Annotated in this window: 22 protein-coding genes; 4 read left to right on the forward strand and 18 right to left on the reverse strand. The window is 48.4% G+C overall.

What is annotated here, in order from left to right; translation table 11 throughout:
* Position 1: 1 nt before the first annotated feature.
* From BMY09_RS09620 to BMY09_RS09630, 3 genes are read right to left on the reverse strand one after another with little or no spacing between them, the layout of a single operon-like run.
* Positions 2-775 carry an ABC transporter ATP-binding protein gene (locus tag BMY09_RS09620; protein WP_091357272.1) on the reverse strand — a complete coding sequence of 258 codons (774 nt, stop codon included), beginning with the start codon at positions 773-775 and terminating at the stop codon, positions 2-4.
* Positions 762-1,529, reverse strand: coding sequence for an ABC transporter permease (locus tag BMY09_RS09625; RefSeq protein ID WP_091357275.1), 768 nt, complete (start codon positions 1,527-1,529; stop codon positions 762-764). Before BMY09_RS09625 ends, BMY09_RS09620 begins: the two co-directional genes overlap by 14 nt.
* A complete protein-coding gene (locus BMY09_RS09630) occupies positions 1,526-2,635 on the reverse strand; it encodes an ABC transporter substrate-binding protein (protein ID WP_175483499.1) in 1,110 nt (369 codons plus the stop codon). Before BMY09_RS09630 ends, BMY09_RS09625 begins: the two co-directional genes overlap by 4 nt.
* A 757-nt stretch (positions 2,636-3,392) precedes the next feature.
* Here BMY09_RS09630 and BMY09_RS09635 point away from each other — a divergent pair.
* A complete protein-coding gene (locus BMY09_RS09635; RefSeq protein WP_217647420.1) occupies positions 3,393-4,598 on the forward strand; it encodes a porin in 1,206 nt (401 codons plus the stop codon).
* Positions 4,599-5,080: 482 nt separating this feature from the next.
* Here the strand turns inward: BMY09_RS09635 and BMY09_RS09640 are convergent, their stop codons facing one another.
* The 15 genes from BMY09_RS09640 to BMY09_RS09715 all read right to left on the reverse strand — a co-directional run bounded on the left by BMY09_RS09640 (position 5,081) and on the right by BMY09_RS09715 (position 18,448).
* The gene (locus BMY09_RS09640; protein ID WP_091357278.1) at positions 5,081-6,661 is read right to left on the reverse strand and encodes a GMC family oxidoreductase; all 1,581 of its coding nucleotides are present in this window, start codon (positions 6,659-6,661) and stop codon (positions 5,081-5,083) included.
* A 14-nt stretch (positions 6,662-6,675) separates the two neighbouring features.
* Positions 6,676-7,254, reverse strand: a complete 579-nt coding sequence (locus BMY09_RS09645) for a gluconate 2-dehydrogenase subunit 3 family protein (protein ID WP_245756543.1) — start codon at positions 7,252-7,254, stop codon at positions 6,676-6,678.
* An 80-nt stretch (positions 7,255-7,334) separates the two neighbouring features.
* Entirely contained in the window at positions 7,335-8,096 is a 762-nt protein-coding gene (locus tag BMY09_RS09650) for a lipoate--protein ligase family protein (protein ID WP_091357280.1), read from the reverse strand.
* Positions 8,089-8,766: a 2-oxo acid dehydrogenase subunit E2 gene (locus BMY09_RS09655; protein ID WP_091357283.1), complete on the reverse strand. Its 678-nt coding sequence runs from the start codon at positions 8,764-8,766 to the stop codon at positions 8,089-8,091. The genes BMY09_RS09650 and BMY09_RS09655 overlap by 8 nt, the downstream gene beginning before the upstream one ends.
* 17 nt (positions 8,767-8,783) lie before the next feature.
* Entirely contained in the window at positions 8,784-9,017 is a 234-nt protein-coding gene (locus tag BMY09_RS09660; protein WP_091357285.1) for a biotin/lipoyl-containing protein, read from the reverse strand.
* Positions 9,018-9,020: 3 nt separating this feature from the next.
* Entirely contained in the window at positions 9,021-10,043 is a 1,023-nt protein-coding gene (locus tag BMY09_RS09665) for an alpha-ketoacid dehydrogenase subunit beta (RefSeq protein ID WP_091357288.1), read from the reverse strand.
* 41 nt (positions 10,044-10,084) lie between these two features.
* Positions 10,085-11,071: a thiamine pyrophosphate-dependent dehydrogenase E1 component subunit alpha gene (locus tag BMY09_RS09670; RefSeq protein ID WP_091357291.1), complete on the reverse strand. Its 987-nt coding sequence runs from the start codon at positions 11,069-11,071 to the stop codon at positions 10,085-10,087.
* 412 nt (positions 11,072-11,483) lie between these two features.
* A complete protein-coding gene (locus BMY09_RS09675) occupies positions 11,484-12,791 on the reverse strand; it encodes a peptidoglycan DD-metalloendopeptidase family protein (RefSeq protein ID WP_245756544.1) in 1,308 nt (435 codons plus the stop codon).
* A 258-nt stretch (positions 12,792-13,049) separates the two neighbouring features.
* Positions 13,050-13,574: a gamma carbonic anhydrase family protein gene (locus BMY09_RS09680; RefSeq protein ID WP_091357292.1), complete on the reverse strand. Its 525-nt coding sequence runs from the start codon at positions 13,572-13,574 to the stop codon at positions 13,050-13,052.
* Positions 13,575-13,658: 84 nt separating this feature from the next.
* Complete coding sequence (gene hppD, locus BMY09_RS09685; protein ID WP_091357295.1) at positions 13,659-14,735, reverse strand: 4-hydroxyphenylpyruvate dioxygenase; 1,077 nt, start codon at positions 14,733-14,735, stop codon at positions 13,659-13,661.
* A 1,507-nt stretch (positions 14,736-16,242) separates the two neighbouring features.
* Positions 16,243-16,443 carry a hypothetical protein gene (locus tag BMY09_RS09695; protein WP_091357300.1) on the reverse strand — a complete coding sequence of 67 codons (201 nt, stop codon included), beginning with the start codon at positions 16,441-16,443 and terminating at the stop codon, positions 16,243-16,245.
* A gap of 28 nt (positions 16,444-16,471) precedes the next feature.
* A complete protein-coding gene (locus tag BMY09_RS09700; RefSeq protein ID WP_091357302.1) occupies positions 16,472-16,915 on the reverse strand; it encodes a hypothetical protein in 444 nt (147 codons plus the stop codon).
* 196 nt (positions 16,916-17,111) lie between these two features.
* On the reverse strand, positions 17,112-17,432 hold the full coding sequence (locus BMY09_RS09705) for a hypothetical protein (RefSeq protein WP_091357305.1): 321 nt from the start codon (positions 17,430-17,432) through the stop codon (positions 17,112-17,114).
* A 21-nt stretch (positions 17,433-17,453) separates the two neighbouring features.
* Positions 17,454-18,011: a hypothetical protein gene (locus BMY09_RS09710; protein WP_091357306.1), complete on the reverse strand. Its 558-nt coding sequence runs from the start codon at positions 18,009-18,011 to the stop codon at positions 17,454-17,456.
* Positions 18,012-18,133: 122 nt separating this feature from the next.
* On the reverse strand, positions 18,134-18,448 hold the full coding sequence (locus BMY09_RS09715) for a hypothetical protein (RefSeq protein ID WP_139203177.1): 315 nt from the start codon (positions 18,446-18,448) through the stop codon (positions 18,134-18,136).
* A 555-nt stretch (positions 18,449-19,003) separates the two neighbouring features.
* On the opposite strand from BMY09_RS09715, the gene hisA reads away from it, so the two are divergent.
* The 3 genes from hisA to BMY09_RS09730 all read left to right on the forward strand — a co-directional run bounded on the left by hisA (position 19,004) and on the right by BMY09_RS09730 (position 20,868).
* Positions 19,004-19,759, forward strand: a complete 756-nt coding sequence (hisA, locus tag BMY09_RS09720; RefSeq protein ID WP_091357309.1) for a phosphoribosylformimino-5-aminoimidazole carboxamide ribotide isomerase — start codon at positions 19,004-19,006, stop codon at positions 19,757-19,759.
* Positions 19,740-20,351 carry a GDSL-type esterase/lipase family protein gene (locus BMY09_RS09725; RefSeq protein ID WP_245756545.1) on the forward strand — a complete coding sequence of 204 codons (612 nt, stop codon included), beginning with the start codon at positions 19,740-19,742 and terminating at the stop codon, positions 20,349-20,351. The genes hisA and BMY09_RS09725 overlap by 20 nt, the downstream gene beginning before the upstream one ends.
* A 151-nt stretch (positions 20,352-20,502) precedes the next feature.
* Complete coding sequence (locus tag BMY09_RS09730; protein ID WP_139203178.1) at positions 20,503-20,868, forward strand: hypothetical protein; 366 nt, start codon at positions 20,503-20,505, stop codon at positions 20,866-20,868.
* Positions 20,869-21,356: the final 488 nt, after the last annotated feature.

Raw genomic sequence — 21,356 nt, forward strand, 5'->3', positions numbered from 1 at the left:
ATTATCTCCTGGAGACCGATTTCAGAACTGGTGCGGAGAGAACCCCTTCTAATAAACCGGCGTAATCAGAGAGCAGATCACTTTTCCAACGCTGCAGTCTGTTATCGTCGGGCAAACGGGGGCGGGCAATATCCACCGGGGTATCCAGAATGACTGTGCCCGGGGCAGCGGAAAGGAACAGTATCCGGTCCGCCAGCTGAATCGCTTCATTCAGATCATGGGTTACAAAGATAACGGTGGATTTCTGCTCCACCCATAGCTCACTTAACAGTGAACGCAGGTTATCGGCATTGGGGGCGTCCAGTGATACAAAGGGTTCATCCAGCAGCAACAGGTCCGGCTCGGTCAGAAAAGCCCGGGCGATACTGACCCTGCGCTGCATTCCCCCGGACAGATGTTTTGGATAGAGGGCAGATTTCCCTCCAAGCCCAACCTTGATCAGTATTGCCTCAATCTCTGATTCATTGGCGACAGGCTTCACCAACCGCAGGTTTTCCGCCACTGTTAACCAGGGCATCAGTCTCGGCTGCTGAAAGATATAACCGATCTTACAGTCTGGTTTGTCGGTCAGAGGGGCACCATTAAACTTAATCTCACCGGGCGCACTGGTTTCCAGAGCCGCAATCATATTCAGCAGGGTAGTTTTACCTGTCCCGGAGGGGCCGACCAGCGCAACAAACTCGCCCGGCGAGACCCTAAAGGACAACGGTCCCAGCACTTTGTCAGGACTATTGGCATAAAACTTACTCTGTAAAGCGATATCAAGACTGACCATGGTATCCCCCCCGGGCGATGAAGCGGTCCAGCGGACGCATAATCAGCCCCTCGATCACCAGAATGATGGCTGCAAACGCCAGGGTATAAGCCAGAATGCTGGAGATATCAAAAAACTGGAAATAGGTCCCCAGCTGAAAACCAACACCATCACTACGCCCCAGTAGTTCAACCACCAGCACTATTTTCCAGATTAGTGACAGACCGGACCGGGCTGAGGCCATAATGAAGGGGTAAAGCTGCGGCAGGTACACTTTAAAGAAGTAACGCGGTGGAGAGACCTGAAAAACCCTGGCCACGTCCAGCAGATCCTGGTCAACCACCCGTGCTCCCTCGCGCACCATCACCACTACGGTAGGAATTTTATTTATCGCTACCGCCGCAATCGCAGCCGCCTCTACCAGCCCAAACCAGACATAACAGAGCATAATAGTGACCAGGGCCGGGACATTAAGGGCAATAATCAGAATTGAATCGCCAGCGCTATTCAAACGGGGAAATGCCCCCATCATGATACCGATCAGCACCCCAAGCAGCATCGCAATGGTGAAGCTGAGCAACACCCTTAGCAGGGTCACCAGCAGATGATGCAGCATATCCCCGTCAACCAGATGGCTGCGCAGACTGGCAAACACCTGCAGCAGACTGGGAAAGTTACTGCTGTCCATCAGCATAGCCGCACACTGCCAGACTAAAAATAGAATGGCGAGGGGCAACGCACTATGCAGCAGTTGTTTCAACGCGGGAACGATCATAGTTCCTCCCCGGTAGCGACCTGCTTCACTCCCATTTCAGGGTTTGAAATCCAGAACAGCGACCGGTCCAGTTTATCGGCGCCCCCCGTCAACTCTGTCCCACCCTCGCGCAGCATAAAGGCATAGAGATCCTCCAGCGCATTCAACTCATCTGTTCCGAACTGAAGCTGTACGCCTGCACGATAGCCCTTTTTCAGAGCCATAAAAATCTGATCATCTTCCGCCCGGGTCAAATCACGGATGCGCAGCCATTCGGCATCGGACGCCAATAGGATATCCCTGGCTTCCCGGGAGGCTTTTAAAAAATTCCCCAACAGCTCACTATGTTGCTGACGCCAGGGTTCAGCAAACACCCAACCGAGCATAGGCACCTGATGATCGATACCTAACCCTCTGATCATCTCGTCAACTGAGATGATCGGCTTAAAGCCCCGGGCCTCTAATCTGGCACCGTAATGCCAGAAATTCAGGCTCAATGGCAGCTTGCCGTCATACATCAACTGATTCAGTAAAGGGGGCGCGGCAAACACCGGCTCAACCACTTCCAGAAGATCTTTTCCCAGCACCTGCTTACTATAGGCCTGTAGCAGCAGCCAGCTCTTATCGACAGAACCTCCGGCAACCCCCAAACGTGCACCCTGAATATCCTTAACCGATGAAACCGCGCTCTGCGGCTGAGCATAAAGCCCTCCGGTAGCGGCTGAGACAGGGGAGAAGCCGAACATCCTGTGGTTAAATCGCTGCCGGTTCACCCAAACCCAGTCACTGTAGATCAGATCAACAGCACCACTTTGCAGCGCAACAGCACTGGCGTTTTTACCAGCAACAGGGGTTACATCAAGGGAGAAATGGTATTTCTCATCAAGATGATGCTGACGTATAACATCCATCTCCCAGTTGACGGTGCCAAACTGCAGCACAGCAACCCGCACCGTCGGCAACGATTCTGCAAACAATTGAGAACCAGGCAGCAACCCCAGCAAGGCGGTAAACAACAGCGCCCCAATGAAGCTTTTTCCCGTTTTAAGCAAAACCGGCCTCATCCGTCCAATATTGACCAGAGCAGATAAGCTTATTGAAGAAACAGTCGAAAACACAATCTCCATAACAGCATTCCCAGATATAAGATTAGCGGTGACTGAGGCCACTCTTTACATACATAGCCCCCCTCGTTATCAGCCACACTGTGAGCTTAAAAAAGGCCCGGCATATCGTACAAAACACCCTGAAGGGGAAGGGATAATGAAGGTATCAACTACGATATGCCGGACAAATAACTTACGAAATTACAATCAGTAAGCCGGATAAAGTCTCACAACTAACAATTGTAATTAGAGCAATAACAGTACCAAAAACATAAGTTATTGATAATTGTACGAAATAACTAATTTTTAAATTAACCCGCCCTATTGAATGGCAGCAAATGAAACAGACTGTCTCGATTTGATGCGACAGAAAGTCTTAAAAATGTATAGCGAAAGAAAGAAGATAAAAATTTAGGCTAACCTATCTCATTTTATATAACTCTGATTAAAGCGGCACTTTAATTTAACGCCACAGTATGATTCATAAAGATGAAACATACTGTTGCAGAACAGCCTCTTTTTTATAAAACAACTCTTTTACAAAACACTGACTCATATAATAAAAACCATCCAAACCAAAACAAAAAAACCACAACCCATTGAAATCATTAATATCTTTTAATTTTTAGAAAACAAAATAAATTTTTTGGCATATTCTCTGCTCCTTCTCCTGCGGGTCGATGTTAAATCAATTTTTCACATTCCTATTTATATAAATAGTATAACGTGAAAACCCCGTAAATAAATCTAACTATAAATTCCGTTGGGGAGTAACTCTATGAACTTAAAAAAATCATCCCGCAAAAAGATGGTGCTAATCAGCCCTGTTAAAACACTGACAGCGATGATGATGCTATCAGGGGCAGCAACCCATGCATCTGCCGATATTCTGATCGGCGAAGCAGCTAATACCAAGCTATCGATGTATGGCATTCTTGATGCGGGGATTCTCTATCAGGACAAGGTATCCACTGATGGTGATGAGAAACTGGGATTGGAAACCAGTGGCTTACGTCAAACCGTTCTTGGCTTTAAAGGGTCCCGGTCACTGGATAATGGAATGGATGCCTTTTTTAATCTTGAAGCCCACTTCGATCTGGACACCGGTATGTTTCATGGTACCGGTGATGCCAGTACAGACGGAGATGACAGTAGTGGCAGGCTGTTGTTCCGGCGCCAGGCAAATCTGGGAGTAACCGGCGACTGGGGAACGGTTATCATTGGTCGTCAATACGGCCCTGCTCTGCTTGCACATCTGGGTACAGAACCCCGTATATTCAAAGAACAGTTCTCTAATCTGTATGCCTGGGCCTATAGTCAGTACTTCTCTACCGTTAACGACCCCGCCAGCACGGATGGCCGCAATGCCAATAATGATGTCGGTATCTTCTTTAAAAATGCGGTGCAATATCGCAACAACATCAATGGCTTAGACTTCGGTGTGCTGTACTCCTTCGGCGGTCAGGAAGGCTCTCAGAAAGAGGGGGATGTTATTGCTATTGGTGCTGCGTATAACACAGGCCCAGTAACGCTGTCCGGTTCTTATCAGAATATGCGTGACCAGCAAACCGCTGAAGATGTTGTTACCAGCTGGGCACTGGGTGCCGCCTATGCGGTTGGTGATCTGAACTTCAAAACCAATTTCATGAACACTGAAAACAATGATGCTAACGGCAATCAGATTCTGGATCTGGATGCTCTTGGCGTTGGCATGGACTGGCAGTGGAATGAGAAAAACAGCGCGACGATCGCTTACTACGTCAATAAGGATAAAGCGCCAGCCAAGAGTGTAGAAACTAAATCACTGGTGTTAAGCAACGAATACACCATTGGTGAATCGACGATTGTTTATGCTCAGTTGGCCCATGTTGATGCGGATGAGATGGGTACTATTTCACGCTATGCCACCTCAATTGTTGCCAGCCCTGCACCTGCAGGCGAGACAACCACACTGATCAACGTTGGTTTTAACTTTGCTTTCTAACTAACCCCTTCCTCTGTAAGCCCCTTGGAAGCCTGCTTCCCTGGGGCTTTTGCTTTTCTGCTCTGACCACTTATTTACCGTACCTCCTAACCCGCCCTCCATTCATTCCAGCAGCATTGGAATAACCCCTATTTTCCAACAACCCCTATCATCCAATCTAAGCAACAAGGCATGTAAGTCTGCACGGGAAAAACACTCGCCTGTGACTAAGTCGCGGTAGCTATGTATCAGAGACCGAAATATGTCTTCAACCTGAAGAAACTATTGAGCCATCCAGGGGTGAGCGTTGAACAGTCTGGCGAGACGATGAGATGACGGGTTAACAAAAGAAAAGATCGGAGCGTTTCATGTGGCGCACACGACAAATCAGACCTGGCCCCCCCCCAGGCTAACAGCGCATTAACTATATCCCCCCCTGAAACAAAAAAGGCACGCTCGAAAGCGTGCCAAAGAGTTACACCGAGTGAAACAGGTTACAGCGGTCAGATCGCCTTTTTCTTCATCTGGTCAGCAATATAATCGGCCTGACGAATCGCCAGAGCCACAATCGTCAGAGTGGGGTTCTCAGTACCACTGGAGGTGAACTGGCTACCGTCAGAGACAAACAGGTTATCAATATCGTGCGCCTGCCCCCAGCGGTTAACCACACCATCTCTGGCATGCTCACTCATGCGGTTGGTGCCCATATTATGACTGGCAGGATAAGGCGGCAGATTATTAACCTTCAGCGCACCCACTGCATCGAACAGCTCTTTGGACCTGTCATAGGCATGGTTGCGCATACGAGTATCATTGATATGGTCCGCTTTATAGACCACTGGCACCGGCAGACCATACTGATCTTTCTCTGTCGGATGCAGGGTAATGTTGTTGGATTCAACCGCCATATCCTCACCACAGATCCAGAAACCCGCCATTTTGTCATAGTTAGCCAGAGAGTCCGCCAGCTCACGCCCCCAGCCACCTTTACCAGGATTAAGGAAGGCAGACATAAAGGGCAGCCCCAGATGCAGAATTTCAAGCTCATAACCGGCAACATGTCCACGACCCGGATCATTATTCTTCCACTCGTGAACAATACCCGGCACCACCGTACTCTTATACATATGCACAGGCTTTTCGAACTCGGCATAGACCCCACCAGTGGTATGGGTCATATAGTTCTGACCCACCTGACCAGAGGAGTTCGCCAGACCATCAGGGAACATCGATGAAGCGGAGTTCAGCAACATCCGTGGAGATTCGATGGAGTTACCCGCGACAGCAACCACGCGCGCTTTTTGCAGATGCTGATTGCCATCTTTATCCGCATAGAGGACACCGGTTACCTTGCCGGTTTTATCATGTTCGATCCGCAGTACCATGGATTGCGGACGCACCTCAGTTTTACCCGTAGCTTCCGCTTTCGGAATTTCGGTGTACATGGTTGACCACTTAGCACCGATACGACAACCCTGCATACAGAAACCATTCACCTGGCAGGATGGACGCCCATCACGGGTCTCGGTATTAATGGCCAGGGTCGCCTGCTCGCACTTCGCACCGATACGGTTGGCTCCCTCTTTGACCACCTTATAGTGACTACTCTCGCCATGAAAAGGCATGCCGGTGGCTTTGGTGCCACAGACACCCATCTTCTTTTCCGCCTTTTCGTAGTAAGGCTCCATCTCTTTCAGCGTCACCGGCCAGTCAAGCACGTTGGCACCAGGCACGGTGCCGTTGGTGGTTTTCATCTTGAACTCGTGTTCCTGAAAACGCATCGCCACACCCGCCCAGTGCATCGTCGCACCACCCACACCTTTTACAATCCAGGCAGGCAGGTTGGGAAAATCTTTTGCAATCCGGGCGGGGCCAACAACATAACGTTTATCCAGCCAGGAAATTTTGCCAAACATCTTCCATTCATCGTTTTCAATATCGTCCATCTTAAAGCGTTTGCCCGCTTCAAGAACGACTGAGCGGATCCCCTTCTGCGCCAGCTCATTTGCCAATGTACCGCCACCAGCACCGGAACCAATAATGACCACCAGGCTGTCATCGTTTAAATCAAATTTAGTAGACATAGCTATTCCTCTCTTCAGATCCAGTCAATATCGTTGTAACCACGGTTGATGTAGCCGCCCTTTTCCCAGGCGGATCCACCATAGCCAAAGCGAGGCCACAGATCGGGGTTGTTGTAGATGCCCATCATCAGGGCGCCTTTAATATTCTGAAAGAAAGGAGACGACTCGATCTGTTTCAGCACAGATACCCGGTCTTTTTCAGATTTAATATCGATATAACTGACACCGAAAAGCTGCGAAGCGATCTGGTCCAGAGATTTAGCACCGTCGGCCAGTTCCGATAATTTTTTATCATCGGAGGCAGCGGCCTGAATCATTGGCGTTAACACCTGAGTGTAATATTTATCTTCCAGGGTATCGTGAGGGTAAATATCCCGCGCCATTTTCAACAGTGTGGTATTCGCTTTTTCACCAATTTTCTTCGCTGCGTAAGAATCAGGCGCGAACAAACCTCCGCCAAGAACAACAGCCGAAGCGGCGACGGCATAGGTACCCGTTTTAGACAGAAAGCGTCGGCGATTCATGCAAACTTCACCTGCCTTGCCTTTTCTGGCACTCGTAGACTGCAGTAAATCTTTTTTATTTTTATTCATAATAATCTCCAGGATTAATATTATTTTTTAAACTGATTAGCGATCAGACTAAACAGCTAAAAACGCCACGTTCGATTAACCTAAATATATTTATCGATATAACGATTAAGATATGCATCAAGCCCATCAAGGGATTTTAAAACAAAGCTTTCACCTGATTTATTCATTAGCTGGGCAAGGGATATATGCTTACCTTCAACAATAAAGGGATTCAGCTGACACTTTTCATAAAACCGGTTGGAAATATTCCACATCGCTGGCAGATCGCCGTCACATAAAATAACCGCGTGCATCAGCAGCGCCATATCCCGGTCATCGGTACGGGCCAGAGGGTTGGTGATCTTCTTCCAGCGCTGAGCGGTTCCGGCGAGTTTCTGCCCCCCAACCACCACATTAAAATCACCATCGCAGAAGGCTCCCTCGATAGAGGCGCACTCTCCCTGAATGCCGTTGTCGGATAGCCACCCCAGAATCGCATTGCAGATCACCCGATAACTGTCGCGGATACTCATCTGACCTTTTTTGCACTTGATTGCCATGGTCAGATTGATGAAGCCCTCACTCTGCGGCGTCAGCTCTCCTCCGGTACTGCGAATCACCACCGGCCAGCCCTGCTCAGCACAATAGTCGCTGGCCGCCTGAAAGTTACTACGATTGGTAGCACTTTTAGGCACAACCAGGGCCTGCTTACTGCGCCACAATGCATAACCGCACTGCACCCGACCGCTCAGCACCTGATCCAGAAGCGTCTGCTCAAGCTCGAGACCTGCAGAAATTTCAACCGGCGTATTGCGCTTTATCTTAGCGATACGGCTGCGCCCGCTGATGGTCAGACTATTCACTTTCGATCTCCCGACAGAGATCAGAGAGAAAATCAGCCGCCGGACCACCATCAACCCCGCGATGATCAAAGGTCAGGGACAGGCCCATCATCCGTCTGGTTACAAACTGCCCATCCTCGACAGCCACCTCCGCATAGGTTTCCCCTATCCCTAAAATAGCCAGTTGCGGCAGGTTGATAAGGGGGGTAAAAAACCGCACCCGGCTGCGACCGATGTTGGTCAGGGTAAAGGTACCGCCCTTCATCTCCGAGACTGTTAACTGCCCATCTTTAGCCCGGTTAAGCAGCTCACGACGGGCGGCAGCACGCTCCTGAATATCTTTCTGATCAGCGGCAAACAACGCTGGCGCCATCAACTTGCCACCGGGCAAGCCAATGGCATAACACAGATCGATATTGCGGTAGATAGAGATCTCATTGTTTTCAATACGCCCATTCAGCACCGGGTGCTTCGCCAGGACGTTGACAACGTAGTCAGCGAGCAGGTCTTCAACCGAGATGTTAACCCCCTGCTCTGCCATTTTCTCCTTACGCCGCCACATAGTATCAACGCAGCAAACGGCATGGTGAGTCAGCTGAGCAGCCTCATCAAGGCTGCGTCGCATATTGTTGGCAATCATGCCCCTCAAGCCTTTGAGAGGCGTTACCCTGAGTGTATCTGAGGCGGTCATCTGTCTCTCCCGATCTGCTAGCCGATAGTTGCCACGGTCTGGCCCTTTTCGACAATTTCATCTACATCATTGATGATCTTTAAGACCCCGGAAGCGGTTGCTTCCAGTTCATACTGAATCTTTTCAACCATCAGTTCTGCGATCACATCACCCTCGGCAACCTCACCACCATCACTGGCCAGCCAGGAGGTGATAACCCCCTCAGAGTCTTCTTCCCACATATCGACGGGTACAATTACATCAGTTGTCATCTGTTAGTCTTCCTTCATTTTGTTAAAAGCTGCGATAATTTTTTCCGGGCTTGGTAGCGCCCACTGCTCCATAGGACGGGCAAACGGAATCGGAATGTCGGGATATGCCACTCGCTGAGGCGCCGCTTTCAAAGGAACGCCGGCCTCGACCACACTGGCGATAATCTCTGCGGTCATGCCGTAGCTGTGATAATCCTCATCCACTACAATCAGGCGGCCGGTTTTCTTAACCGACTCAATCACCGTGTCACGGTCCAGCGGTGCCAGCGAACGCAAGTCAACCACTTCCGCACTGACACCCTGTTCTTCGAGAATCCGCGCAGCCTTCAGACCGAAGTGCACACCGGAGGTGATCCCCACAATCGTGACATCGGTGCCTGGACGGGTGACCACGGCCTTACCCAGTTCAACCTCATAGGCGGCTTCCGGCACATGCACGATGGCCTCTTTTTCAGTCCCCAGCCACCCCATTCCCTGCAGGGCCTTATGGAACATGAACACCACCGGGTTAGGATCACGAATCGCGGCAATCATCATCCCTTTGGCATCGTAGGCATTGGAGGGCGCAACCACTTTCATACCCGGCAGATGGGCAAAGGTGGCATGGACACACTGAGAGTGCTGCCCACCATCGGAGTAACCCCCACCGGTGGAGGTCATCAGCACCATCGGCACCGTGACATTACCGCCTGAGAAATAGGTGTTCTTTGCCATCATGTTGTAGATTGCGTCGAAACAAACCCCGAAGAAGTCGACAAACATCAGCTCGACAACCGGCTTCATACCATCGGATGCAGCACCCACAGCAGCACCGATAAAAGCGGTTTCAGAGATCGGCGTATCGCGCACACGCTCACCACCAAACTCTTCGTGCAGCCCACGGGTATTACCGAATACACCACCTAACTCACCGATGTCTTCACCCATCACAAACACTTTGTCATCGATGCGCATCTCCTGAGCAATCGCTTCTGCCATCGCCCGGGCGATCGTCAACTTGCGTTCTTTTTCTTTTACCTGAGTCATGTTTATATCTCCTCAATCCTGACCTGATTTCGCATTACCGCTTAGACAAATACTTTTTGCATCGCCTCTTCAGGCGCGGCGTATTCACTGTCACGGGCAAACTGTATCGCTGCGTCAACCGCTGCATGCGCTTCCTCTACCAGCGCAGCATCTGTGGCATCGGTCAGAATTCCCTCGTCCAGCAGGCGTTGCTTCATAACCGGAATGGGATCGATCTTCTGCAGAGCCTCTTTTTCGCCAGCCGGACGATAGGTTTCACCATCCCCCATAAAGTGACCTGCCAGACGTGAGGTTTCGATCTCGATAAGCGTGGGGCCTCCACCATTGCGGGCACGGGCAATCGCTTCACCGACCACATCAAAGATGGCAACCGGATCGTTCCCTGCGATAAATTCACCGGGCATACCATAGGCAACCGCCCGATCCGAGTTCCGATCAATCGCGGTACTGGCTCGCTTGGAAACAGAGATCCCCCAGGAGTTATCTTCGATAATAAAGATGACTGGCAGCTTCCAGACACCTGCCATATTCAGCGCTTCGTGGAACGCTCCCTGGTTAGCAGCCCCCTCACCCAGATAGGCCACCGCGATTCCACTTTTCTTCTGCATCACCCGGGATAACGCAGCACCCACCGCCGGGCCAACACTCTGGCCAATGATCCCTGAACAGGAGAAGTTAACGTTGGCATCAAAGATATGCATATGTCCGCCACGACCACCGCTGAGGCCGGTCTTCTTACCGAAAATTTCGGCAGCCATCGCTTTAAGATCCACCCCTTTGGCAATCGCAACGTGATGGGGGCGGTGAGTAGAAGTGACCACATCTTCCGCGGTCAGATGCGCGCACACACCGACAGCGCAGGGTTCCTGACCATTAGACAGATGCATCTCACCGGGAATGGGGCCGTTGGCCATATTGAAGGCGGGGCTTTTACCCTCCATGTAGATCTTTTCAATCACCTCTTCAAAGAAGCGACTCACAAGCATGTGTTTGTACATCCATACCTGTTGTTCCTGACTCGGTTTCATATCATGCTCCACAGTATCAGTTGTTATATTTTTCTATATCACTGTATGAGCAATGCCTGTGCCATAAAATTAACTACATGATTTATATACTGTTTTTAGATATAAACGGAGTCTATGATTCACCACTGAACGGTTATGTAAATCAGGGTGACGCACCCTGTGCGACACTTTGTTCCACCCTTTAAATAGAGCAATGAGCGACGGAGAGTCCCATCAGTTTGTCTGCGACTATCAGAGCAGAGACGCGATTAGAGAGCCCAGGGCATCATAAGTACCGAAGAGATTAAGGAGAAGGGATTAAGGACACACATCTCAGGGTTGAGCGACACAACAGGCATAAAAAAGCCCGGCAGAATGGCCGGGCCTGATAAACGAGTCGCGGTAAAACGGTCACGGTAAAACGGGAATCTAGCTACTGCTTTTTCGCCAGTGCCAGTTGCTCTGCCATCAGGGACTTCAGCTCAGCGACCTGATGCTTGAAAGCATTACGCTTTTTGCTGGCGATAGTCTGCACCACGGGGATCGGGGCGGTCATCGCATTCACCGGACGACCATTCACACGCAGTTCGTAGTGCAGATGCGCCCCGGTCGAGCGGCCTGAGTTACCGGATGCGGCGATCTTTTGGCCTCGGGAGACTTTCTGCCCTTTACGCACATAGGCCTTACTCAGATGCAGATAGCGGGTGGTATATTTCCGGTTGTGCTGAATCTCAATATACAGCCCCGCATAACGATGCTTAATCACCCGGGTGACCACGCCATCTCCGGCCGCCAGCACCGGCGTGCCGATCGGAACGGAAAAGTCAGTGCCGTTATGGGGCCGGATCAACCCGGTAATGGGGTGTTTTCGCTTAGGATTAAAGCCTGAGGAGATGCGATATCTGCGCTTCAGAGGGATCCGCTGAAACGCTTTTTCCAGGCTTTCGCCATCAGCATCGAAGTAGTTATCATCAAACAGAAACGCCGACTGCTTACGAATAGCACCATCGTAGACAAAGCCTTCGATGATACTGTTACCGGTATATTCACCCTTCACATACTGACGCGAAACCGCCAGTTGAAACCGGTCTCCTGCACGCAGATGACTTCTGAAATTCATCCGCTCTTTCAGCAGACTGGTCACCTGATACGCCTCAGCAATGCGCACTCCTGCGCGCTGCATCGAGCGGGGCAGATCGCCCTGTACTTCGCCCGCAAAGACCTCCCGGCGATAGCCTCCTTTTTCGATAAACTCCTTATACTCGAACTCTCCCTTCTCCCCGCGATTAAACACTACCTTGTAGGTCAACCCGGAACGGAAGATAAACTGCTTCAGGTCACCCTCAGTATCAAAGTTAAACCCCAGTTGATGACCGGGCTGAATAGTATCCAGCGCCAACACGTTAAGGTCCGCTTCCATCAATTTATAGAGGGTTGTCTGAGAAATATGCAGCAGATCAAAAATCGTGCTCAGGGTATCCCCCTTCTGCACCACATAACTGACTTCGGGTTCAGGGTCTTTAACCTGAGCAGAGCTTTCGACGGATGGTTCAGAATTAACTTCGACATCGCTCTCCCCGAGATCAAGAGAGAGATTACTTCTGAACTGGCCCGGGGCAACCGGCACCGCAGAGGTGTTATCTGCAACCATCACTGAAACAATGAGAATCAGAGACGCGCACGCCAGCACAATCCTGTGCGGGGTTGGCAGATGACTCAGCAAAGTGATGACCGTCGTCAAAAACGACCTGAGACGTACAATGATATTCCCGATTTTCAAACGCTGCCACTCTGCCTAAATACTGATCAATTCTGATTCTTGCCCCCATGGCTGATGCTGTGACCACCGGCAGGGACGATTGTTCAGTGGATTATGCCTGAAATAGGACAGAATTTCCTGCCTGAGCGGCTGGGGCTGGCTGTAATTTTCACACACGCATATTCCCAACATAAGCCCAACATGAGCCCGGCATGAGCCAAAGAGAATAAGAAACCACAGTTAGCCGATCTTTTTCAGCGCTGTTTTATACCGTGCCGCTTTATCGATATAGGTCTGCGTATTGGCACGAATACCGGCGCAGGCCTCATCGGACAGTGTTCTCACAACTTTCGCCGGCACCCCGAGAATCAACGTATTATCCGGAAAAATAGCCCCCTCAGTGACCAGCGCACCCGCCCCCACCAGACAGTTTTTACCGATAACGGCACCATTGAGCACAACCGCCTGAATGCCGATAAGCGAGCCCTCTCCGACGCTGCAACCGTGCAACATTGCCTGATGGCCGATAGTGACATGTTCAGCCACCGTCAGTGGAAACCCGGGGTCGGTATGAAGTACAGCGCCGTCCTGAACATTACTACCTGCGCCAATAGTGATCGGTTCACTGTCACCCCGCAGAACCGCTTGTGGCCATACCGAGGTGTTCTCCCTGAGAATGACCTCACCAATCAGGGTCGCCTCCTCAGCAACGAAACAACTGTCATCGATCAGCGGGGTTTTACTCCCCAGTGCATAAACGGCCATATAGCTATCCTTTGTTATGGTTAAATCTGATTGCATCATCACAGAGCACGCCATCGGGGTGCTCTGTGATTTACAGCTGAACACTTATTCCGGTTTTTCGATAACGCCCCGGTTCAGCTGATCCCGCTCAATCGACTCGAACAGGGCTTTAAAGTTACCTTCACCAAAACCATCATCCTTTTTACGCTGAATAAATTCAAAGAACACCGGTCCCAACTGGCAGGTAGAAAAGATCTGCAACAGCAAACGGGGGCCATCATCGGTAGTACCATCCAGCAGAATCCCCCGGGACTTTAGCTCATCCACCGGTTCACCATGGCCCGGCAGACGTTCTTCCAGCATCTGATAGTAAGTTTCAGGCGGAGCCGTCATCAGTTCGAGACCACCGGCACGTAACTGATCAACACTCTCCAGCAGATTGTCAGTGCGTAGCGCTATATGCTGAATGCCCTCACCGTTAAATGCCATCAGAAACTCTTCGATCTGTCCGCCACCTTTGGAGGCCTCCTCATTCAGAGGGATGCGGATCTTGCCATCCGGGGCGGTCATCGCTTTCGAGGTCAGCCCGGTATATTCACCTTTAATATCAAAGTAACGAATCTCACGAAAATTAAACAGGGTTTCATAAAAGCTGGCCCAGTGATTCATCCGGCCTTTATAAACATTGTGGGTCAGATGGTCGATCTCATAAAAGCCGTACCCCGGAGGATGACGATCCACACCGTCGATAAAGTTAAAATCGATATCATAGATAGAGCTGCCATCTTCATAGCGGTCAATCAGATAGATTGGTGCACCTCCGATACCCTTAATCGCAGGCAAGCGCAGCTCCATCGGCCCGGTGGGGATCTCAATCGGTTGCGCCCCTTTGTCCAGCACATACTGGTAGGCATGATGTGCATTTTCCACCCGAAACCCCATACCCGCCGCCGAGTTGCCATGTTCCTGGCCAAAATAGAACGCTTCACTGTTGGGTTCACGGTTAAGGATAAAATTGATCCCTCCCTGACGATACAGCTCTACATCTTTTGACCGGTGCCGGGCCACCAGGGTAAACCCAAGCAACTCAAACACCCGGGCGATGGCATCGGGCTGAGGCCCGGAAAACTCACAGAATTCAAAGCCTTTCAGGCCAACAGGATTCTCAAAAAGATCAGTCATTATTATTCTCCTGACAGAGCACCGCATACAACAGTGCATACAGCAGCGCTCTGCAATCAGTATTCAGTTGTTACAGACGGACCGGACGGCCCCTTAAGCTGATTTAATTCTGAGAAAAAACAGGAGGAGGTATAGCGATACCACGGGTCGACCGGGACCAATACTGACCAATAAACAGCTGCCAGACCAGTGTGGGAACAAAGGCTTTACTATCCACCGGTAACGACCTTACAACCCGGCAATATCGGGGCAGATAACCCCTTGTTGATAACCGGCGGACCTATCTTCAGGGGCAAGGCAATCATGCACAACTGCGAACGCACCATCATCCTCCTCCCCATTCCGACCAATTGAAATCTATCGACACATTTGCCGACAGCCTGATAGATATAGTTATAGCGTTAAGGCAAGCCCCTGTCGACCCATCGTAGAGAATAGGGGGCAGTGGTAATCGTGTGAATGTCGGCTGAAGCGCTTTTCCCAAAAAACTGATAATATCAACTCACGTTGCCATATTAAATATCCCTATTATCAGTATCGTTCTCTATTACACTCTTCCATATAAAGAATGATGCTATCATCAAAGTTATTCTTTTAAGATAAGGATCGTGCCTGACCAACAAATATCCAATTGTTGTCCAGATACAGAAAAAAACTCTCACTAAACATAGGAAATTAAATATAACAAAAGACATTCTTATATAAAACACCCAAAATCCTGATAAATTATATTTTTCAATTAAAAAACTAATACCTATATTAACTAAAATAAAGAAAAAACCAACACACAGGTATTTAAAAAACAATTTTGTTGTCATATTTACTCCTTAACTCAGCTTTCCCTAACACTCGTGCCTGGCACCAGATTCACTTCACGGCCACCTACCCAAAGAGGGCTTTATATGCATCAGAATTCTGACCTTGTAGATTAAGCCGAGATTCTCATCGGCGGTGGCGTCGCTGAAAACATGATCAACCACCGCATCGATGCCCCGTACTTGGTGAGGGAAAGGTATTGATCTCGCCATTCTGTCCATGATGCATGCTCCGTATGCATTACCACGCTGGAGCGTGGGAACGAGATAAACTCATAGTTAAATCCTTTTATCTATAATTATTACATTGAATCGCAAACGTAACACTTAACTCCATCGTCTCTTACATATAACTCGAAGTAGCAAAGTCTAAATGGAAACACCTCAAGGTCACATTTACTTGAACTACGACCTTCTCTAATAAATTCTACTTTCAACCGCCCTGATAACGGAGAAACCTCCACCCCCATATATTTATCTATAAAATACTTATCCCCATTTAATTTTAGTTCAACACGATCGCTAGTTAAATTCTTTACATTCACGTAAGCTAAATTTTTATAGGTAAAAAACAACCACCCCACTAAGCAAACACATAAAAATATTAAAGAAAAAATAATCTTTCTTAGAAAGTTCATATCAACCCACCAATTAAATAATATTTTCGAAAGATACAAGATAACAAACCTAAATCACCTCTCCCTAACACTCTCATTCTTATATCTCAGCAACGGCGTCAGAATATGTTCAATCAGATACCGCTTTCCGGTTTTCACCTCAGCACTAACACTCATGCCCGGCACCAGATTCACTTCTTTTTGTGCTTTTGTGAGAAGATCATTATTCACGATATCCGCTAATTTAAGATTAGCTTCAACTACTGTATTAATCATGCGACATCCTTATCTTTAATATTAAAAATCAACTATTAAATTTGACAATTACTTCTTCCAACTCATTAACAATGCCAAAACAACCAAAACATTCAATAGCTTCCTTTAAAATATAAAACTCACCTTTACTCATTAAATCTATAGAATTCACTTTATCATTAACGACCAAATTCCAGATTACAATATATGGTTTTTCATTAACATTCATAGAACTCAGAGAAGACTTATCCGCTTCAAAAATGAACGATTTTCCATCTATATTAAGAAGCCATTTAAAACGATTTGAAAAATCTTCCTTACCAATCTTGAGTAAGATCAAATAAATATTTCTTTCTTTATCAAAAGTCCAATGAAATTTAAAACCAGAAGGAAAACCTCGCTTACGAAATGAAGGGTTGGCTGAACACAGAACATCCTCCAACCCATATTTTTTTACATTCGCTTCTGAGACATACTCATTTACAAAAGGCATTTATATACTCCAAAATCAAAAATTCGTTAGACTTATTCCTTATAAGATACTTTACAATATTCACATTTCACTAAAACTCATACCCGGCTCTAGATTCACTTCACGGCCATCCACCCAGAGGGGGCTTTTATGTATCAATATCCTGGCTTTGTAGATCAACCCGCGGTTTTCATCTGCGGTGGCATCGCTAGACACATTATCGATCACTGCGTCGATGCCCCGTACTTGGTGAGGGAAAGGTATTGATCTCGCCATTCTGTCCATGATGCATGCTCCGTATGCATTCCCACGCTGGAGCGTAGGAACGAGGTAAACCCCCTTCCTCTAAATCATAAAGCTTATCCATTCCTATGTTAACTACATTATCCATACCCGTATCATCGTATGCATATAGTCCATCTTTTACATTCTGTCTTGCCCTATCATTATCTTCAGGAAAACCACTTCCGAAAGCTTCATTTCCAGCTTTATACAGATCCATAACAGCGCTTACTTGCTGGTCATCTAAATCAGCCATTTCAAACTCCTTTTTGAATAATTATTTAAACATTTCACCTAACTCAGAGTAAAAAAACTTATACCCTCCTGAACATGTATATACTGAAGGAATAACACCAAAAAACAAATCCCCCTCTCTTAACAAATCAATATAATAATTATTATAAACAGCCATCACCTTATCATCTGATATTCTTTTATAAGAACTCCTATAAACACCAATATTTGATTTTTCAGATATAGTTTTCCGACCTACATCAACATAATAAATCGCATCATATTCGGAATTAAATTTTATCTTTTTAAAAGAAGAAGATTTAAACCTATCTCCACCAACGTAGATAACGTCATAGAAATTACCATCAATATCTTTAAACCTTGAAAAACCAACATCCTTTAAGTATACATCGCTAAGACTACTAAAATAATCATCAGCCAACCAACCAACACCACTATCAAGTTTTTCATAAATCGTCAGACCACCATCCTTACGGCACAGATCTGAAAACTTATAGAAATCAACTAAAGGAGTAAAAAAAGCTAAAAGCAATAAAGACAGCGTAAACACAGATAGAAATAGAAAAACTTTAACTTTCATAATCCTACTCTCTTAAAAACATCATCTTTCCCTAACACCCATAACCAGCGCCAGGTTCATTTCACCGCCATCAAACCAAAGCGGTAAACAGTGTCGGGTCTATTTTCTGTTTCATCGAGATATCAGTATGCGTTATGTATACCGAGATCATCCGGGTCTTCCGGTACATAGGTTTCATCCCACAGACCGTAAATAACCCCGGATTTAATATCATCTACCACCTGATCGTTAGCCAGCACACTATTATTCTCCCCGAGCAAGCTCCAGAGCGGGTATTGACTCAGCACATCGGCCAGTTCGGGGTTATTGCTTATCGCTTCTGACAGAAGCTGATGCCTTTGTTGACTAAAAAGGAGTTTTTGCGGATCGTTACCCTCGATCTCGATCACCCGGCCGATCACCATATAGTAATAGCCTTCGCAAAGTTCACCGTTCAACAGCACCGGGGAAGATCGCCCCCCCTTGCAAGGCTTCTTCTACCGTATCAGGAAAAAAAATGCCCCCCTCTTGTCTGGTGTTTTTAACAGTAACGGAGGGATATTGATCCCTACAATAGCGGCTCGTTATCCGGTCGGTGTGTAATAGGTGAATCATTCTAGCGCCCCACTAAGTATCGGATAGAAATCAGGATAAACCGTAAACAATGATTGCAGCGTGCAGGAACCCTGAAGGGGATGATAGAGATTAGGAATAACACCAGCGACAACCATCATCGGCACGCCAGATATGGCAAAAGCAAACAACACGGTTTTATCGGGAGAGATGTCTGATCCATCGACAATATAATCCTTTATGAGTTAAACAAGTCAGGCTCGTTTAGTAGCGTTTATTTCTAACAAACTAATGCCCGCTATTCAACATTTAAACCGGTAAGACCTGCCAATCACTGATCTGACACGCCGTTGATTGAACCCGAGAGTTTGAGTTATCGGGAAGCCAGCCCTTTCTGCTACAATGCGCCGCAGATAAGCCTTTTAACGGAGAGCCGTACGTTGACCCAGTTTCGCCCCTGTATCGACCTGCACCAGGGTCAGGTAAAACAGATTGTGGGTGGCAGCCTGAATGATCAGGGCGCCACAACCAACTTTGTCAGTCAGTATGATGCTGAGTATTACGCCAGCCTCTACCGCAAGCACAATCTGACCGGTGGTCATGTGATCGCGCTGGGGCCTGGGAACAGGGAACAGGCACTGAAAGCACTGGCGGCCTGGCCCGACGGCCTGCAGTTTGGTGGCGGTGTGAATAACAGCAATGCGGCTGAGTTTATTGCCGCAGGCGCATCCCATGTGATTGTGACCTCCTGGCTGTTTGAGAAGGGTCAGTTCAGTTGGGAACGGCTGGCGCAGATCAAAGCGATTACCGGCAAAGAGCGGCTGATTCTTGATCTGAGTTGCCGCCGCACCGATAGCGGCTGGAATATCGCCACTGACCGCTGGCAGACGGTGACCGCAACCCAGGTCAATGGGCAAACATTGGCAGAACTCAGCCAGCACTGTGCCGAGTTTCTGATCCATGCGGCGGATGTTGAAGGGCTGCAATCGGGGATTGATGAAGAGTTAGTTAAACTGTTGGGTGAAGCCTGCCCGATTCCGGTGACCTATGCCGGCGGTGCTCGTTCACTCGACGATCTGAAACTGGTCGACCAGCTATCCAATGGCAAGGTCGATCTCACCATCGGCAGCGCGCTGGATATCTTCGGCGGCAGCGGTATCACACTGGAGCAATGCATTGAATGGAATCAGCGTTAAAACTATTTTACTGACGCTGCTGCTGACATTAGTCGGCTGCAGCGATCAGAAAGAACTAACCTATCTCCCGCCTGAGGCCGTGATCCTGGCGTTTGGCGACAGTCTCACTCATGGGGTTGGCAGCCGTAATGGCGGGGATTATCCCACGCAGCTGGAACAACTGACGGGTCGTCGGGTTATCAATGCCGGCGTCTCTGGAGAAACCACAGCTGAAGGCTTACAACGTCTGCCTGCATTGCTCGATCAGCACCGGCCCGCCCTGCTGATTCTACTGGAAGGCGGCAATGATATTCTGCGCAATCTGGACAGAGCGCAGCTAAAACAGAATCTGTCCCAAATGATCTCGCTGGCAAAGTCGCAGAACATTGATGTTGTGCTGGTCGCGGTTCCGGAGAAAAACCTGTTCTCTGCCAGCGCCCCTCTCTATCAGGAACTGGCTGAAGAGCAGCAACTGGTGATCGAGCCTGAAATAGTTGCCAGCCTGTTGCACGACAACCGTTTTAAATCGGACCCGGTCCATTTCAATAACCTGGGTTATCAACAGCTTGCGTTAAGGCTGTCGGAACTATTGAAAGAACATAACGCGTTATAATTAATGGAATTTTTTCAGACTCTCTGAGTCATAGGTCAGAACAACTATCTTTCATTATCGCGATTAAGCGTAGGACAGGTTGTATAAATCTATGCCGTTACGAATCTCTTTATTCATTATCAGCGCAGTTCTGACAATTCAGTGCCCTAGTGTGAATGCAGAAAGCCAGGAGGAAAGCTTTACCGTTTCTCAACAGAGCATCAACCATTTTCGCCAGATATCGGTGCGTATACTCTCTGCCTACAAAACACCGCCACGCTATATCGGCTCCACCAGCCACTGGCATCTATTTCTGAAAAAAGAGACCCGCAAAGCGGTAGATAAGGACTTCAGCACCATATTCGGATATAAGATCCCCCGGGATTTCAGCAACATTGAAAATGGCTGGGAACTAAGTCTGCCTGCCGTTGCGATCAACCCCGATAACTGCCCTGAAGTGACCCGTTACAGCGATGACAAAACGGGTTTCAGCCTGCCGCAGGGAACAGAGATAGCCGCCCGCTGTATCAGCCAGTAACCATCCACGTAAGGGATAGGCAAAGAGCTGTATTACCACAGAGGGCACAGAGACAAGCGTAAAGGCTAAAAGGGGGCTCTTCTCTGTGACTTCGGTGGCGAACCAGCTTTATAGTGTAGGAGCCGCTTCCAGCGGCGAGGGCCTGCGCAACTGCAAAGCTTTATCGCTGCAAGATGCAGCTCCTACAACAGCGGTCTCACCACAGAGGGCACGGAGGACACAGAGAGAAGCGTAAAGGCTAAAGGGTCGCTCTTCTCAGTGCTCTCTGTGGTCTCGGTGGTAAAATTCTTTTTCAATCACCCGGACGGTAAATGTTCAACTAAACATTACCACTCTCTAATTACCACTAAGCGGCGTCTAATTCTGTGACCTCGGTGGCGAACCAGCTTTATAATGTAGGAGCCGCTTCCAGCGGCGAAGATCTGCGCAACTGCAAAGCTTTATCGCTGCAAGATGCAGCTCCCACTAATTCTGTGACCTCGGTGGCG

This window comes from Amphritea atlantica, assembly GCF_900111095.1.
Classification (GTDB): Bacteria; Pseudomonadota; Gammaproteobacteria; order Pseudomonadales; family Balneatricaceae; genus Amphritea; species Amphritea atlantica.